Origin of the sequence: Streptococcus mitis, from assembly GCF_000722705.1 — a bacterium.
Lineage (GTDB): Bacteria > Bacillota > Bacilli > Lactobacillales > Streptococcaceae > Streptococcus > Streptococcus mitis_P.
In genome coordinates, this window is the sequence record NZ_JPFW01000007.1 from 302,098 (window position 1) to 319,473 (window position 17,376).

Sequence of the window (17,376 nt, forward strand, 5' to 3'; positions counted from 1 at the left end):
TTTTATTAGTTTGTAATGTTGATTATAGAGAATTTTGATATAATGAAATGAGTAAGAACAGAGGAAGAAAGTTAATGAAGAAATTGAGATTTATTTTTTTAGCCCTGCTATTTTTCTTAGTCAGACCAGAGAGTGCAATGGCTAGCGATGGTACTTGGCAAGGAAAACAATACCTGAAAGCGGATGGCAGTCAAGCAGCCAATGAGTGGGTTTTTGATGCTCATTATCAATCTTGGTTTTATATAAAAGCAGATGCCAACTATGCTGAAAATGAATGGTTGAAGCAAGGTGACGACTATTTTTACCTCAAATCTGGCGGCTATATGGCCAAGTCAGAATGGATAGAAGACAAGGGAGTCCTCTATTATCTTGACCAAAATGGAAAGATGAAAAGAAATGCTTGGGTAGGAACTTCCTATGTTGGTGCAACAGGTGCCAAAGTAATCGAAGACTGGGTCTATGATTCTCAATACGACGCTTGGTTTTATATCAAAGCAGATGGAGAGCATGCAGAGAAAGAATGGCTCCAAATTAAGGGCAAGGACTATTATTTTAAATCTGGTGGTTATTTGCTAACAAGTCAGTGGATTGACCAGGCTTATGTGAATGCTAGTGGTGCCAAAGTACAGCAAGGTTGGCTATATGACAAACAATACCAATCTTGGTTTTACATTAAAGAAAATGGAAATCATGCTGATAAAGAATGGATTTTCGAAAATGGTCACTATTATTATCTAAAATCTGGTGGCTATATGGCAGCAAATGAATGGATTTGGGATAAAGAGTCATGGTTTTACCTCAAATCTGATGGCAAAATGGCTGATAAAGAATGGTTATACGATGCTAAAAGTCAAGCCTGGTACTACTTCAAATCTGGTGGCTACATGGCGAAAAATGAAACAGTAGATGGTTATCAGTTTGGAAGCGATGGTAAATGGCTTGGAGAAAAAGCTACAAATGAAAATGCTGCTTATTATCAAGTAGTACCTGTCACAGCAAATGTTTATGATGCAGATGGTGAAAAACTCTCCTATATATCGCAAGGTAGTGTCGTTTGGCTAGATAAGGATAGAAAAAGTGATGATAAGCGCCTGGCTATTACTGTTTCTGGTTTGTCAGGCTATATGAAAATAGAAGATTTACAAGCACTAGATGCTAGTAAGGATTTTATCCCTTATTATGAGAGTGATGGCCACCGTTTTTATCACTATGTGGCTCAGAATGCTAGTATCCCAGTAGCTTCTCATCTTTCTGATATGGAAGTAGGCAAGAAATATTATTCGGCAGATGGGCTACATTTTGATGGTTTTAAGCTTGAAAATCCCTTCCTATTCAAAGATTTGACAGAGGCAACAAACTATAGTGCTGAAGAATTGGATAAGGTATTTAGTCTGTTAAATATTGACAATAGTCTCTTGGAGAATAAGGGCGCTACCTTTAAGGAAGCTGAAGAACATTACCATATCAATGCCCTCTATCTCCTTGCCCATAGTGCCTTAGAAAGTGACTGGGGAAGAAGTAATATTGCCAAGGATAAGAATAATTTCTTTGGCATTACAGCCTATGATACGACTCCATACCTTTCTGCCAAGACATTTGATGATGTGGATAAGGGAATTTTAGGTGCAAGCAAGTGGATTAAGGAAAATTATATCGATAGGGGCAGAACTTTCCTTGGCAACAAGGCTTCTGGTATGAATGTGGAATATGCCTCAGATCCTTATTGGGGCGAAAAAATTGCTAGTGTGATGATGAAAATCAATGAAAAACTAGGTGGCAAAGATTAGTCCTATAATTGGATATGATTTGACTGAATAGTAAGTTAAAAGAGGCTGGGAAAAAACCCACTTCTAACTATCAAAAAAACGAGCATTTCCGTAGTTGGAAATGCTCGTTTTCTTATGTCATGGTTTATAATTAAAATAACAACAAAACAATTAGAAAGCCATGACAATGTATAAAGATTATAACACAAATCAGTTAAGTTTGGAAGTAAATCTTGCCTACGATATTCCATCAAGTCACGAAGCGAGAATGATTAGCCTCTTTGTGGACAGTATCCCTAGTCAAGTTCTATTGGAAGAGACCTCTCACACTGGTCGCCCTGCCTTTCATCCAGCCATTCTTATGAAGATGACCCTATTCGCTTACGCTCGTCAAGTGTTTTCTGGACGTAAAATCGTTCAAATGAACGAAGAAGTCATTCCCATGAAATGGTTGAGCCAAGATACCTATGTTAGCTATAAAACGATTAATAACTTCCGCTCCAGTAAACATGCCAACAACCTAATCAAAACTGCTTTTATTTACTTCACCTTACTCATGCGTGAGAACGGAATGATTGAGGATGATGCCTTGTTCATTGATGGAACAAAACTAGAAGCTGATGCCAATCTCTATTCTTTCACTTGGAAAAGAGCTATTGACAAATATGAAGCAGCCTTGAATGGGAAAATTTCCCAGCTCTATGATCAGCTGATTCAAGAAGGAGTAAATCTCGCCTTATCTAAAGAAGAACGGGAAACCAGTCAGGGATTGGAGGAGCTACTAGAAAAAACGGAGGCTACCTTAGTTGAAATAGAACAAGCTATTGAAGAAGAGCCTAAAGTGATAAAGGGTGGGTCTGCCAATAGACAAAAACGCCGTCGGATAAAGAAAATCCGTAAGCAATTAAAGGATGATTTCCTTCCTCGTAAACAGCGCTATGAAGAAGCTAGAAAAATTTTAGAAGACCGCAACTCTTTCTCAAAAACGGATCATGATGCCACTTTTATGCGAATGAAGGAAGACCATATGCAAAATGGGCAACTGAAACCTGGTTATAATGTCCAAGCGGCTACCAATGGTCAGTATGTCCTTGATTTTGATATCTTTCCAAATCCAACAGACACTCGCACTCTGAAACCCTTTCTCCAATCGATTCAAACCCTAGACTTATTCAACTATATCGTAGCAGATGCTGGTTATGGTAGCGAAGAAAATTATCGTTTTATCATTGATGAATTGGAAAAAACACCGCTTATTCCCTACACCATGTATCAGAAGGAATTGACTAAAAAGTACCAGACGAGCACAGATAATCCAATGAACTGGGAATATCTTGAGGACACGGATCAGTTTATAAAGCCCGACGGCCTAGTTTATTCTTTTAAGAACTACTCTAGTCGAACTGACAAGTATGGCTTTCAACGTGATTTCAAGATTTATGAGGCGGATAAAGTTCAAGACACTCCATAGTTAGAACAGTTGGCTAAAACAGATAGTGGCAATCATAAACAAATCCATTATAATCCAACTTGGAATTACTTTAAGGAACTCCTTAAGCAAACATTACATAGTGAAGAAGGCTCTCGAATCTATGCCAAACGGAAAATCGATGTTGAACCCGTTTTTGGTAGATTGAAGAGTGTTTTTGGCGTGCGAGGAGTGCATGTCAGAGGGAAACAAGCTGTCTCAACAGAAATAGGATTCATCTTTATAAGCATGAATCTCACCAAGTTGGCCAAGAATCTAGCCTCTAAAACATCCACTATTCAAAAACCACACAGTATTTCTTTCAGCTTGATTGGATTCAAGACTGGAATCACTGTGTGGTTTTATTTAGAAGCTAGTTTTTGCCCAGCCTCGTTCTGTTTAGTTTTATTCTTTTCCATAAAGGTAACGACTAGCAATTAACCAAATAGCAATATACATTATCACGTTAACCAAAAATGCGATAACGATGACTATATTCCAATCATGGGATAAATTAGTAGTTACAATCCCCATAATTGTTGTACCAAAAAGTCCACCAATCTGTTTGTTAGCGTTTAGAGTTGCACCAGCAATTCCAGATAATTCTTGACCAGCAGCTTCCATAAGAATGGTTGTAGTTGCTGGAGTTAACACTCCGATACCTAGACTCATTAAAGAAAATAAAGGAATTAGGATGTATAGTTGAATTTCATTAAAAAGAACTCCAATTCCAAAAATTCCTGCTGCTCCTACAATGGCAAAAATAATTGAGACAGTAGCGAGGCTTCCCACGGAAAATCGTTTTACAGCACGTGCGTAAAATAAATTACCAATAATTAAGACAATCATTCCTGGTAGAATGAGGAGTCCAGAAACCATTGAGGAAAGGTTTAAATAAGTTTGAAAATAGAGTCCTAGCACCAAAACAATGCCATATAGTGAAATGTTAACTACTAAACCTAATAGATTAGAGACAATAAACTTAGCATTTTTTAATAGTTGGTGGGGAACAATAGGTGCTTTACTTTTTTTATCGTGGACTACTAAACCAATAGCAAATAATATAAATAGGAGAAGAAACAATAAAAGATTTGAGTTACTATAACCATATTGATTCCCTTCAACAAGGTAAATAACTAGACTTCCGATAGTTGTAACCAAAAATATATTACTAAAGATGTCAATTCTGGTCTTTAGATTGGCAATATTATTTTTCACGAGAAGTAATATTGAAATTACTGTCAAAATTCCAAATGGAATATTGACCAAGAAAATACCCCTCCATCCGAAGTAGTTAATAATTAGTCCACCAATAAAAGAACCAGTACCGGTTGCAACAGAAATAATTGCTGTCCAGATTCCTAACATACGTGCTCTTTTAGTAGAATCGGGGTATGAAATGAATAAAAGTGCTAATGAACTTGGCATAAACAAAGAAGCACCGAAACCTTGAATGAATCTAAGTATAATTAATGTTTCAATATTTGGTGAAAAAGAGCACCCAAACGAGGATAGTGTAAAAATTGTCATTCCAATTAATAAAATTCGTTTAGCACCATATTTTGTTGTTAGATTTCCTGAAAGTAGGAGTAAAGACCCTAAAGCTAGTGTATAGGCGTTAATAATCCAAATGGATTGCTCTAATGAGACGCTCATAGCTGTTTCAATATGGGGAACAGCAAGAACCACTCCGGTTGTATCTAGGACCGCCATAATGTATCCTAGTGAAAGAATAAAAAGTAGATAAGCTGGCGCTTTTGTATTTGTTTTTTTCATCAATCTTCCTCCGTTATTTCATCAAACCAATTTTCATTTATCAATCAAAAGCAATATATTTAACTTTCTGAAAATATTTTACTTGAGTATATCCAGTATCAAAGTATCATCCATCAGCGCAACCGAGAATATCGTCAATACGGTCAAACTTAGTTATAATATCCATAGTAATTTCCCCTTTCAAGTGATATAATTAATTTATCATGTAATTATTTATGAAACAAGAAGGGAAAAAAAGTATAGTAACTATCAAAAAATGAGGAAATGAATGGAGACTAGCAAAATGCAATCTTTGAAAAAATCAATTTGTCCAGCAAGAAGGGTCTTGAATTTACTAAAGGGTAAATTTACTCTTGAGATTTTATCTGAAATTATTAATGGTAATATACATTATGGTAGTCTTTTGCGTAGTGTAGAAGGTATTAATCCTAGAATATTAGCTCAACGGTTACATGATTTCGAGCAAGAAGGTATTTTATCAAGAAAAGTTTTACCGACATCGCCTCCACAGGTTGAATATAAAATGACAAAAAAAGGTATTGCTCTAAGAAGTATCGTTGAAGAAATGAAAAAATGGGAGCAAACTTATAGAAATTAGATTGAATTTACATAATTTATTATTAATATTTTTCTATAAAATAGAAAATGTAATTCTGAAAGATTTGGTAATCTTGTTAATCAAAGCAACGTAAAAACCTAGTTCAAATGTGTGACTAGGGTTTTTTGGCTCTATAATTTTTGTCGTGGGTAAGACCATAGGTAAAAACAGGCAAAATCATGACCACCCGTTTGACGGGTGGTCATGATTTTAAAGCTAGTTTTTGCCCAGGCTCTTTTTCATGGATGTAATTTTTTCGGGGTCTGGTGTGACGCGGAGGGTCTTTTGTCCTGTGTAAGTGACAAAGCCGGGTTTGCCACCAGTTGGTTTGTTGAGTTTCTTGACTTCAATCATATCCACCTGCACCAGATTTGACAGGCGCCCTTGAGAGAAGTAGGCTGCAAGTTCTGCTGCGTCTGTCTTGACTTCATCAGATGGCTCAAGATTTCCTGAGATGACAACGTGGCTTCCAGGAATGTCCTTGGCATGGAACCAGAGTTCCTCCTTACGGGCCATTTTAAAGGTAAGCTCCTCATTTTGCAGGTTGTTGCGTCCGACATAGATGATGGTCTTGCCATCGCTGGCCAGATACTGTTCTGGTTTTTTGCGTTTCTGGATTTTCTCTCGTTGGCGTCTTCTAATGAAGCCTGTTTGAATCAATTCTTCACGGATTTCAGCGATTTCTTCTAGTCCAGCTTGGTTGAGGACGGTCTCGACACTTTCCAGATAGAGAATGGTTGCCTTGGTTTCTTGAATCAGATCTGTCAAATATTTGACGGATTCTTTTAGTTTTTGGTAGCGTTTGAAATAACGCTGGGCATTCTGGTTGGGAGTCAAGGCCTTATCAAGCGCAATTGTGATAGGTTGGTTAGTATAGTAGTTGTCTAGGATAACCTGGTCTTGGTCGTTAGGCACTTGGTGGAGGAAGGTTGTCAGCAATTCTCCTTTTTGACGAAATTCTTCAGCATTGTCTGTCGCCAGTAACTCTTTTTCTTGTTTTTTCAGCTTATGGCGATTTTTTTGAAGTTCATTTTCAACACGGCGAATGAGTTCACTAGCTTGCTGTTTGACGCGGTCGCGTTCAGCCTTGTCCTTATAGTAGGTGTCCAACAAGTCAGAAAGGCTGGCAAAAGGCTCTCCTACCTGATTTGCAAAAGGAACTGGACTAAAGGAAGTCTCTGTCAAGCATGGCTTGGTTTCTTGACTGAAAAAGTTACGGAAAGTAGACAGTTTATCACTAACCAGAATGTTTTCTAATTCATTTACTGTATCGCGTCCCAGACCTTGAAAGAGGCTTTGAAGATTTTTAGCTGTCGTTTCCTGAGTTTGCAGGATTTCAAAGAGTTTCTCGTCCTTGACTGTGAAAGGATTGAGCGATTCCGTGCTTGGCGGAGCGATATAGGTTGATCCAGGAAGCAAGGTGCGGTAGCTATTTTGTGAAAAGCCGACGTGTTTGATAACTTCGAGGATTTTATGACTACTTTTATCAACAAGTAGAATATTACTGTGTTTCCCCATGATTTCGATAATCAAGGTAGCCTGTATATGGTCTCCAATCTCGTTTTTATTGGAAACCGTGATTTCCACAATACGGTCATTTTCAATCTGCTCAATAGACTCAATCAGGGCCCCCTGCAAATACTTTCTCAAAACCATGATAAAGGTGGAAGGTTGGGCTGGATTTTCAAAAGTTGTTTGGGTCAGCTGAATGCGACCAAAAACTGGATGGGCAGAAAGGAGCAGGCGATGGCTTTGGCGATTGCTGCGGATTTGCAAGACCAACTCTTGTTCAAAAGGCTGATTGATTTTCTGAATGCGACCATTCACTAACTCTCTTCGCAATTCCTCAACCATGTGGTGTAAAAAAAATCCGTCAAATGACATCGTTCTCTCCTTGTGATTGTATTCCATAGTATTATATCAAAAAGGTAGAATAAAATCATGGAAATGTGGTATAATAAAGCCAAGTAAAGAGAAACGAGAAGCACATGTATATTGAAATGGTAGATGAAACTGGTCAAGTTTCAAAAGAAATGTTGCAACAAACCCAAGAAATTTTGGAATTTGCAGCCCAAAAATTAGGCAAAGAAGACAAGGAAATGGCAGTTACCTTTGTGACCAACGAGCGTAGTCATGAACTCAATCTGGAGTACCGTGACACAGACCGTCCGACAGACGTCATCAGCCTTGAGTATAAGCCAGAGTTGGAAATTGCCTTTGACGAAGAGGATTTGCTTGAAAATCCTGAATTGGCAGAGATGATGTCTGAGTTTGATGCCTATATTGGGGAACTGTTCATCTCTATCGATAAGGCTCATGAGCAGGCTGAGGAATATGGTCACAGCTTTGAGCGTGAGATGGGCTTCTTGGCAGTACACGGCTTTTTACATATCAACGGCTATGATCACTACACTCCAGAAGAAGAAGCGGAGATGTTCGGTTTACAAGAAGAAATTTTGACAGCCTATGGACTCACAAGACAATAAACGAAAATGGAAAAATCGTGACCTGATATCCAGTTTAGAATTTGCCCTCACAGGAATTTTTACTGCTATCAAGGAAGAACGCAATATGCGAAAACATGCAGTGACGGCTCTCGTGGTCATCCTTGCAGGTTTTCTTTTTCAGGTGTCACGAATCGAATGGCTCTTTCTCCTATTGAGCATTTTCTTGGTAGTAGCCTTTGAAATTATCAACTCTGCTATTGAAAATGTGGTGGATTTGGCCAGTCACTATCACTTTTCCATGCTGGCTAAAAATGCCAAGGATATGGCGGCTGGCGCGGTATTAGTGGTCTCTCTTTTTGCAGCCTTAACAGGCGCATTGATTTTTCTCCCACGAATCTGGGATTTAATATTTTAAACAGTAAGAGGAAATTATGACTTTTAAATCAGGCTTTGTAGCCATTTTAGGACGTCCTAATGTTGGGAAGTCAACTTTTTTAAATCACGTTATGGGGCAAAAGATTGCCATCATGAGTGACAAGGCGCAGACAACGCGCAACAAAATCATGGGAATTTACACGACCGATAAGGAGCAAATTGTCTTTATCGACACGCCAGGGATTCACAAGCCTAAAACGGCTCTTGGAGATTTCATGGTTGAGTCTGCTTATAGCACCCTTCGTGAAGTGGACACTGTTCTTTTCATGGTGCCCGCTGATGAAGCGCGTGGTAAGGGGGATGACATGATTATTGAGCGTCTCAAGGCTGCCAAGGTTCCTGTGATTCTGGTGGTGAACAAGATTGACAAGGTTCATCCAGACCAGCTTTTGTCTCAGATTGATGATTTCCGAAATCAGATGGACTTCAAGGAAATTGTTCCAATCTCAGCCCTTCAGGGCAATAACGTGTCTCGTCTAGTGGATATTTTGAGTGAAAATCTGGACGAAGGATTCCAGTATTTCCCGTCTGATCAAATCACAGACCATCCAGAACGTTTCTTGGTTTCAGAAATGGTTCGCGAGAAAGTCTTGCACCTAACTCGTGAAGAGATTCCGCATTCGGTAGCAGTAGTTGTTGACTCTATGAAACGAGACGAAGAGACAGACAAGGTTCACATCCGTGCAACCATCATGGTGGAGCGCGATAGTCAGAAAGGGATTATCATCGGTAAAGGTGGCGCTATGCTTAAGAAAATTGGTAGTATGGCCCGTCGTGATATTGAACTCATGCTAGGAGACAAGGTCTTCCTAGAAACCTGGGTCAAGGTCAAGAAAAACTGGCGCGATAAAAAGCTAGATTTGGCTGACTTTGGCTATAATGAAAAAGAATACTAAGTAGAGGTGGGCTCATGCCTGCTTCTTGTTTTTACAGAAGGAGGACTTATGCCTGAATTACCAGAGGTTGAAACTGTTCGTCGTGGCCTAGAAAAATTGATTCTGGGTAAAAAGATTTCGAGTATAGAAATTCGCTATCCCAAGATGATGAAGACAGATTTGGACGAGTTTCAAAAGGAAGTGCCTGGTCAGATTGTTGAGTCAATGGGACGTCGTGGTAAATATTTGATTTTCTACCTGACAGATAAGGTCTTGATTTCCCATTTGCGCCTGGAAGGCAAGTATTTTTACTATCCAGACCAGGTTCCTGAACGTAAGCATGCCCATGTTTTCTTCCAGTTTGAAGACGGTGGCACGCTTGTTTATGAGGATGTACGCAAGTTTGGTACTATGGAACTATTGTCTCCTGACCTTTTGGATACCTACTTTATTTCTAAGAAATTAGGGCCTGAACCAAGGGAGCAAGACTTTGATTTACAGGTCTTTCAAGCTGCCCTAGCCAAGTCCAAAAAGCCTATCAAATCCCATCTCCTAGACCAAACCTTGGTAGCTGGTCTGGGTAATATCTATGTAGATGAGGTCCTATGGCGAGCTCAGGTTCATCCAGCTAGACCTTCCCAAACTTTGACAGCAGAAGAAGCGTCAGCCATTCATGACCAGACCATTGCTGTATTGGGCCAGGCTGTTGAAAAAGGTGGCTCCACCATTCGGACTTATACCAATGCCTTTGGGGAAGACGGAACCATGCAGGATTTTCATCAGGTCTATGACAAGGCTGGTCAAGAATGTGTACGCTGTGGCACCATCATTGAGAAAATCCAATTAGGCGGACGAGGCACCCACTTTTGTCCAACTTGTCAAAGGAGGGACTGATGGGAAAAATCATTGGAATCACAGGAGGAATTGCCTCTGGTAAGTCAACCGTGACAAATTTTCTAAGAAAGCAAGGTTTTCAAGTAGTGGATGCCGACGCAGTCGTCCACCAACTACAGAAACCTGGCGGTCGTCTGTTTGAGGCTCTAGTCCAGCATTTTGGTCAAAAAATCATCCTTGAAAACGGAGAACTTAATCGCCCTCTCCTAGCTAGTCTCATCTTTCCAAATCCTCAAGAACAAGAATGGTCTAAGCAAATCCAAGGAGAGATTATTCGTGAAGAGTTGGCTACATTAAGAGACCAGTTGGCTCAGACAGAAGAGATTTTTTTCATGGATATTCCCCTGCTTTTTGAGCAGGACTATGCCTCTTGGTTTGATGAGACGTGGTTGGTCTATGTGGACCGAGATGTCCAAGTAGAACGTTTAATGAAAAGAGACCACTTGCCCAAAAATGAAGCTGAATCTCGTCTGGCAGCCCAATGGCCTTTAGAAGAAAAGAAAGATTTGGCTAGCCATGTTCTAGACAACAATGGAAATCAGGACCAGCTTCTTACTCAGGTGGTCTCCCTACTTGAGGGAGGTAGGCAAGATGACAGAGATTAACTGGAAGGATAATCTGCGCATTGCCTGGTTTGGTAATTTTCTGACAGGAGCCAGTATTTCCTTAGTTGTGCCCTTTATGCCCATCTTCGTGGAAAATCTGGGTGTAGGGAGTGATCAAGCTGCTTTTTATGCAGGTTTAGCTATTTCTGTCTCTGCTATTTCCGCGGCGCTCTTCTCTCCTATCTGGGGAATCCTTGCCGATAAATACGGTCGAAAACCCATGATGATTCGGGCTGGGCTTGCCATGACCATCACTATGGGAGGCTTGGCCTTTGTCCCAAGTATCTATTGGTTAATCTTTCTTCGTTTATTAAACGGTGTATTTGCAGGTTTTGTTCCCAATGCAACGGCCTTGATAGCCAGTCAGGTTCCCAAGGAGAAATCAGGCTCTGCCTTAGGTACTTTGTCTACTGGAGTAGTTGCAGGTACTCTAACTGGTCCCTTTATTGGTGGCTTTATCGCAGAATTATTTGGCATTCGTACTGTTTTCTTACTGGTTGGTAGTTTTCTATTCTTAGCTGCTATTTTGACTATTTGCTTTATTAAGGAAGATTTTAAACCAGTAGTCAAGGAAAAGGCCATCCCAACAAAGGAATTATTTTCATCACTTAAATATCCCTATCTCTTAGTTAATCTCTTTCTAACCAGTTTTGTCATCCAATTTTCAGCCCAATCAATTGGCCCTATCTTAGCTCTTTATGTGCGTGACTTAGGGCAGACAGAGAATCTTCTTTTTGTCTCTGGTTTGATTGTATCCAGTATGGGCTTTTCCAGCATGATGAGTGCAGGAGTCATGGGTAAGCTAGGTGATAAGGTGGGCAATCATCGTCTCTTGGTTGTCGCCCAGTTTTATTCAGTTATCATCTATCTTCTCTGTGCCAATGCCTCTAGTCCCCTCCAACTGGGACTCTATCGTTTCCTCTTTGGCCTGGGAACCGGTGCCTTGATCCCTGGGGTTAATGCCCTACTCAGCAAAATGACTCCCAAAGCCGGCATTTCGAGGGTCTTTGCCTTCAATCAGGTATTCTTTTATTTGGGAGGTGTCGTTGGTCCTATGGCAGGTTCCGCAGTAGCAGGTCAATTTGGCTACCATGCTGTCTTTTATGCGACAAGCCTTTGTGTTGCCTTTAGTTGTCTCTTTAACCTGCTTCAATTTCGAACATTATTAAAAGTAAAGGAAATCTAGTGCGAGTAAAAATTAATCTCAAATGCTCCTCTTGTGGCAGTATCAATTACCTAACCAGTAAAAATTCAAAAACCCATCCAGATAAGATTGAGGTTTTAAAGTATTGTCCCAAGGAAAGAAAAGTAACCCTACATCTTGAATCTAAGTAGATTTTATGGTAAAATAATAGGGATTTTAAGGAGTTTGATATGTATAACCTATTATTAACCATTTTATTAGTATTATCTGTTGTGATTGTGATTGCGATTTTCATGCAACCAACTAAAAACCAATCCAGCAATGTATTTGATGCCAGCTCAGGTGATTTGTTTGAACGCAGTAAAGCACGCGGTTTTGAAGCTGTAATGCAGCGTTTGACAGGGATTTTAGTCTTTTTCTGGCTAGCCATTGCCTTAGCATTGACGGTATTATCAAGTAGATAAGAAAATAATGGGCAGGACTAGGTCTTTGCCTCTTTTTATTTTTATACTCTTCAAAAATCTCTTCAAACCACGTCAGCTTCCATCTGCAACCTCAAAATGGTGTTTTGAGCAACCTGCGCCTAGCTTTCTAGTTTGCTCTTTGATTTTTATTGAGTATTAAAGGATGTTTGAGAAGATTTTACAGTAAAAGAAAATTAAAAATCTAGAAAGAAAATATGAAAGATAGAATAAAAGAATATTTGCAAGATAAGGGAAAGGTGACGGTCAATGACTTGGCTCAGGCTTTGGGAAAAGATGGGTCCAAGGATTTTCGTGAGTTGATTAAAACCTTGTCCCTAATGGAAAGAAAGCACCAGATTCGCTTTGAAGAAGATGGGAGTCTGACCTTGGAAGCCAAGAAAAAACATGAGATTACTCTCAAGGGGATTTTTCATGCCCATAAAAATGGCTTTGGTTTTGTTAGTCTAGAAGGGGAAGAGGACGACCTTTTTGTAGGAAAAAACGATGTCAACTATGCTATTGATGGCGATACCGTTGAGGTCGTCATCAAGAAAATCGCTGACCGCAATAAGGGAACAGCAGCAGAAGCCAAAATTATTGATATCTTAGAACACAGTCTGACAACCGTAGTCGGTCAAATCGTACTAGATCAGGAAAAACCTAAGTATGCTGGATACATCCGTTCGAAAAACCAGAAAATCAGCCAACCAATTTATGTTAAGAAACCAGCTCTTAAACTAGAAGGAACCGAAGTTCTCAAGGTCTTTATCGACAAATATCCAAGCAAGAAACATGATTTCTTTGTTGCTAGTGTCCTTGATGTGGTGGGGCACTCGACGGATGTTGGGATTGATGTCCTTGAGGTTTTGGAGTCTATGGACATTGTATCCGAGTTTCCAGAAGCTGTTGTCAAGGAAGCAGAAAGTGTGCCTGATGTTCCGTCTCAAAAGGATATGGAAGGCCGTCTGGATTTGAGAGATGAGATTACCTTTACCATTGACGGTGCCGATGCCAAGGACTTGGATGATGCGGTACATATCAAGGCTCTGAAAAATGGAAATCTGGAGCTTGGAGTTCACATCGCAGATGTTTCCTATTATGTGACCGAGGGTTCTGCTCTTGATAAGGAAGCCCTTAACCGCGCGACTTCTGTCTATGTGACAGACCGAGTGGTGCCAATGCTTCCAGAGCGTTTGTCAAATGGCATCTGCTCCCTCAATCCTCAAGTTGACCGTCTGACCCAGTCTACTATTATGGAAATTGATAAACATGGTCGTGTGGTCAATTACACCATTACACAAACGGTTATCAAGACAAGCTTCAGGATGACCTACAGTGATGTCAATGATATCCTAGCTGGAGACAAGGAAAAGAGACAAGAATATCAGAAAATTGTTCCAAGTATCGAACTTATGGCCAAGCTCCATGAAAGGCTAGAAAACATGCGTGTGAAACGTGGAGCCCTCAATTTCGATACCAACGAAGCGAAGATTTTAGTGGACAAACAAGGTAAGCCTGTTGATATCGTTCTTCGCCAGCGTGGTGTTGCCGAGCGCATGATTGAGTCCTTTATGTTGATGGCCAATGAAACAGTTGCCGAGCATTTCAGCAAGTTGGATTTGCCTTTCATCTATCGAATTCACGAGGAGCCAAAGGCTGAAAAGGTTCAGAAGTTTATTGATTATGCTTCAAGTTTTGGCTTGCGGATTTATGGGACTGCCAGTGAGATTAGCCAGGAGGCGCTTCAAGACATCATGCGTACTGTTGAGGGAGAACCTTATGCGGATGTATTGTCCATGATGCTTCTTCGCTCTATGCAGCAGGCTCGCTATTCAGAGCACAATCACGGTCACTATGGACTTGCTGCAGACTATTACACTCACTTTACTAGCCCGATTCGCCGTTATCCTGACCTTCTAGTTCACCGTATGATTCGGGATTACGGCCGTTCTAAGGAAATAGCAGAGTATTTTGAGCAAGTGATTCCAGAGATTGCGACCCAGTCTTCCAACCGTGAGCGTCGTGCTATCGAGGCTGAGCGTGAAGTTGAAGCCATGAAAAAGGCTGAGTACATGGAAGAATATGTAGGTGAAGAATACGATGCGGTTGTATCAAGTATTGTCAAATTTGGTCTCTTTGTTGAATTGCCAAACACAGTTGAGGGCTTGATTCATATCACCAATTTACCTGAATTTTATCATTTCAATGAGCGTGATTTGACCCTGCGTGGGGAAAAATCGGGTACAACCTTCCGTGTAGGACAGCAGATTCGTATTCGGGTTGAAAGAGCTGATAAGATGACGGGGGAAATTGATTTCTCTTATATCCCAAGTGAGTTTGATGTGATTGAAAAAGGCTTGAAACAGTCTAGTCGTAGTGACAGAGGGCGTGGTTCCAGTCGTCGTTCAGATAAGAAGGAAGACAAGAGAAAGTCAGGACGCTCAAATGATAAGCGCAAGCATTCGTCAAAAGATAAGAAGAAAAAAGGAAAGAAACCTTTTTATAAGGAAGTAGCTAAGAAAGGAGCCAAGCATGGCAAAGGGCGAGGGAAAGGTCGTCGCACAAAATAAAAAGGCGCGCCACGACTATACAATCGTAGATACGCTAGAGGCAGGAATGGTCCTGACTGGAACTGAAATCAAGAGTGTGCGAGCCGCTCGAATCAATCTCAAGGATGGCTTTGCCCAAGTAAAAAATGGGGAAGTCTGGTTGAGCAATGTTCATATCGCTCCTTACGAAGAGGGCAATATCTGGAATCAGGAACCAGAACGCCGTCGCAAACTCCTGCTCCATAAGAAACAAATCCAAAAATTGGAACAAGAGACCAAAGGGACAGGAATGACCTTAGTTCCCCTTAAGGTCTATATCAAAGATGGCTATGCCAAGCTCCTTTTAGGCCTAGCTAAAGGGAAGCATGACTACGACAAACGGGAGTCTATCAAGCGTCGTGAGCAAAACCGCGACATTGCGCGCGTGATGAAAGCTGTTAATCAGCGATAAAAAGAGGAATTGGAAATGGAAAAACTAGTTGCCTATAAACGAATGCCCTTGTGGAATAAAGAAACTATGCCTGAAGCTGTTCAGCAGAAACACAATACCAAGGTTGGAACTTGGGGCAAGATCACTGTAGTAAAAGGAGTTCTCAAGTTTATTGAGTTGACAGAGGATGGTGAAGTTCTAGCTGAACACCTCTTTGAAGCAGGGGCAGATAATCCCATGGCGCAACCTCAAGCATGGCACCGAGTAGAGGCTGCCACAGATGATGTGGAATGGTACTTGGAATTTTATTGTAAACCTGAGGATTATTTCCCTAAGAAATACAATACCAATCCTGTTCATTCAGAAGTTCTGGAAGCTATGCAGACGGTAAAACCAGGGAAAGCCTTGGATTTGGGCTGTGGACAGGGTCGTAATTCCCTCTTTTTGGCCCAGCAAGGTTTTGATGTGACAGCTGTGGATCAAAATGAACTGGCCCTTGAAATCTTGCAAAGCATTGTGGAGCAGGAAGATTTGGATATGCCTCTTGGTCTTTATGATATCAATTCAGCCAGTATTGGGCAAGAGTATGATTTTATTGTTTCAACAGTTGTTCTCATGTTTCTGCAAGCAGACCGCATTCCTGAAATTATCAAAAATATGCAGGAGAAAACCACTATTGGTGGCTACAATCTTATCGTCTGTGCCATGGACACGGAGGATTATCCTTGCTCAGTGAACTTCCCATTCACCTTTAAAGAAGGAGAATTGGCTGAATACTACAAGGATTGGGAATTGGTTAAGTACAATGAAAATCCAGGCCATTTGCACCGTCGCGATGAAAATGGCAATCGCATTCAACTACGCTTTGCGACCATGCTAGCTAAAAAAATCAAATAAGGATGAATGAAGATTAGGAATTTTCCTGATCTTTTTTCTTTTTTACGAATAATATAAAAAAGGAGGGAAATCATGTTTGTTGCGAAAGATGCTAGGGGAGAATTGGTAAATGTGCTAGAGGATAAGCTCGAGAAGCAAGCATACACTTGCCCAGCTTGTGGAGGTCAGCTCCGTTTGCGTCAAGGACCAAGTGTACGGACTCATTTTGCCCATAAATCCCTAAAAGACTGTGATTTTTCATTTGAAAATGAAAGTCCAGAACACCTAGCCAATAAGGAATCCCTCTATCACTGGTTGAAAAAAGAGACAGAGGTTCAATTAGAATACCCCCTTCCAGAGCTTAAACAGATTGCGGATGTGTTTGTAAATGGCAATCTAGCTCTAGAGGTTCAGTGTAGTCCCTTGCCTCAAAAAGTCCTTAAAGAGCGAAGTGAGGGCTATCGTAGTCAGGGTTACCAAGTACTGTGGTTGCTGGGTCAAAAACTGTGGCTCAAGGATCGTTTGACTCGTCTGCAACAAGGTTTTCTTTATTTTAGTCAAAATATGGGCTTTTATGTTTGGGAATTAGACAAGGGAAAACAGCTTTTAAGACTCAAATACCTCATTCACCAGGATCTCCGCGGGAAACTCCATTATCAGATTAAAGAATTTCCCTATGGTCAAGATAGCTTACTGGAAATATTACGTCTTCCCTATAAGAAACAAAAAATTTCGCATTTTACAGTTTCTCAAGATAGGGACATCTGTCGCTATATCCGACAACAGCTTTATTATCAAAATCCTTTTTGGATGAAAGAACAAGCAGAAGCCTATCAGAAGGGAGAAAATATCCTGACTTATGGGCTCAAAGAATGGTATCCACAAATTCGACCATTAGTGGGCAAGTTCTCCCAGATTGAACAAGACTTGAATAGCTATTATCAGCACTTTTACACCTATTACAAAGAAAATCCTCAAAATGATTGGCAAAAGCTCTATCCACCAGCCTTTTATCAGCAATATTTCTTAAAAAATATGGTAGAATAGAA

16 protein-coding genes and 1 pseudogene are annotated in these 17,376 nt (G+C 40.4%); 15 read left to right on the plus strand and 2 right to left on the minus strand.

The window, feature by feature from the left end:
- Nucleotides 1-74 precede the first annotated feature (74 nt).
- Nucleotides 75-1,787 (plus strand): glucosaminidase domain-containing protein, encoded by a 1,713-nt coding sequence (locus tag SK642_RS04235; RefSeq protein WP_033683500.1) that lies wholly within the window; start codon nucleotides 75-77, stop codon nucleotides 1,785-1,787.
- 166 nt (nucleotides 1,788-1,953) lie between these two features.
- Nucleotides 1,954-3,675, plus strand: a pseudogene (locus SK642_RS04240) (IS1182-like element ISSmi2 family transposase).
- Here the strand turns inward: SK642_RS04240 and SK642_RS04245 are convergent.
- Nucleotides 3,640-5,010: a DHA2 family efflux MFS transporter permease subunit gene (locus SK642_RS04245; protein ID WP_033683501.1), complete on the minus strand. Its 1,371-nt coding sequence runs from the start codon at nucleotides 5,008-5,010 to the stop codon at nucleotides 3,640-3,642. The pseudogene SK642_RS04240 and the gene SK642_RS04245 overlap by 36 nt on opposite strands.
- A gap of 268 nt (nucleotides 5,011-5,278) precedes the next feature.
- On the opposite strand from SK642_RS04245, the gene SK642_RS04250 reads away from it, so the two are divergent.
- Complete coding sequence (locus SK642_RS04250; RefSeq protein WP_033683502.1) at nucleotides 5,279-5,608, plus strand: winged helix-turn-helix transcriptional regulator; 330 nt, start codon at nucleotides 5,279-5,281, stop codon at nucleotides 5,606-5,608.
- 216 nt (nucleotides 5,609-5,824) lie between these two features.
- Here the strand turns inward: SK642_RS04250 and pavA are convergent, their stop codons facing one another.
- Entirely contained in the window at nucleotides 5,825-7,492 is a 1,668-nt protein-coding gene (gene pavA, locus SK642_RS04255; RefSeq protein ID WP_033683504.1) for an Rqc2 family fibronectin-binding protein PavA, read from the minus strand.
- A 104-nt stretch (nucleotides 7,493-7,596) separates the two neighbouring features.
- On the opposite strand from pavA, the gene ybeY reads away from it, so the two are divergent.
- The 12 genes from ybeY (at nucleotide 7,597) to coiA (ending at nucleotide 17,374) form a co-directional block, all read left to right on the plus strand.
- Complete coding sequence (gene ybeY, locus SK642_RS04260; protein WP_000275156.1) at nucleotides 7,597-8,094, plus strand: rRNA maturation RNase YbeY; 498 nt, start codon at nucleotides 7,597-7,599, stop codon at nucleotides 8,092-8,094.
- Entirely contained in the window at nucleotides 8,075-8,470 is a 396-nt protein-coding gene (locus SK642_RS04265; RefSeq protein WP_033683505.1) for a diacylglycerol kinase family protein, read from the plus strand. The genes ybeY and SK642_RS04265 overlap by 20 nt, the downstream gene beginning before the upstream one ends.
- 16 nt (nucleotides 8,471-8,486) lie before the next feature.
- Entirely contained in the window at nucleotides 8,487-9,386 is a 900-nt protein-coding gene (gene era, locus SK642_RS04270) for a GTPase Era (protein WP_000143264.1), read from the plus strand.
- A 48-nt stretch (nucleotides 9,387-9,434) separates the two neighbouring features.
- Nucleotides 9,435-10,259, plus strand: a complete 825-nt coding sequence (gene mutM, locus SK642_RS04275; protein WP_033683506.1) for a DNA-formamidopyrimidine glycosylase — start codon at nucleotides 9,435-9,437, stop codon at nucleotides 10,257-10,259.
- Complete coding sequence (coaE, locus tag SK642_RS04280; RefSeq protein ID WP_033683507.1) at nucleotides 10,259-10,864, plus strand: dephospho-CoA kinase; 606 nt, start codon at nucleotides 10,259-10,261, stop codon at nucleotides 10,862-10,864. The genes mutM and coaE overlap by 1 nt, the downstream gene beginning before the upstream one ends.
- Nucleotides 10,851-12,050, plus strand: coding sequence for a multidrug efflux MFS transporter (locus tag SK642_RS04285; RefSeq protein WP_033683508.1), 1,200 nt, complete (start codon nucleotides 10,851-10,853; stop codon nucleotides 12,048-12,050). The genes coaE and SK642_RS04285 overlap by 14 nt, the downstream gene beginning before the upstream one ends.
- On the plus strand, nucleotides 12,050-12,199 hold the full coding sequence (rpmG, locus tag SK642_RS04290; protein WP_001809104.1) for a 50S ribosomal protein L33: 150 nt from the start codon (nucleotides 12,050-12,052) through the stop codon (nucleotides 12,197-12,199). The genes SK642_RS04285 and rpmG overlap by 1 nt, the downstream gene beginning before the upstream one ends.
- 39 nt (nucleotides 12,200-12,238) lie before the next feature.
- Nucleotides 12,239-12,472, plus strand: a complete 234-nt coding sequence (gene secG, locus SK642_RS04295) for a preprotein translocase subunit SecG (protein WP_000282517.1) — start codon at nucleotides 12,239-12,241, stop codon at nucleotides 12,470-12,472.
- Nucleotides 12,473-12,687: 215 nt separating this feature from the next.
- On the plus strand, nucleotides 12,688-15,042 hold the full coding sequence (gene rnr, locus SK642_RS04300) for a ribonuclease R (protein WP_033683510.1): 2,355 nt from the start codon (nucleotides 12,688-12,690) through the stop codon (nucleotides 15,040-15,042).
- Nucleotides 15,005-15,472 (plus strand): SsrA-binding protein SmpB, encoded by a 468-nt coding sequence (gene smpB, locus SK642_RS04305; protein WP_001051750.1) that lies wholly within the window; start codon nucleotides 15,005-15,007, stop codon nucleotides 15,470-15,472. Before rnr ends, smpB begins: the two co-directional genes overlap by 38 nt.
- Nucleotides 15,473-15,487: 15 nt before the next feature.
- Nucleotides 15,488-16,348 (plus strand): SAM-dependent methyltransferase TehB, encoded by an 861-nt coding sequence (gene tehB / locus SK642_RS04310; RefSeq protein ID WP_033683511.1) that lies wholly within the window; start codon nucleotides 15,488-15,490, stop codon nucleotides 16,346-16,348.
- 72 nt (nucleotides 16,349-16,420) lie between these two features.
- Nucleotides 16,421-17,374 (plus strand): competence protein CoiA, encoded by a 954-nt coding sequence (coiA, locus tag SK642_RS04315; protein ID WP_033683513.1) that lies wholly within the window; start codon nucleotides 16,421-16,423, stop codon nucleotides 17,372-17,374.
- Nucleotides 17,375-17,376: the final 2 nt, after the last annotated feature.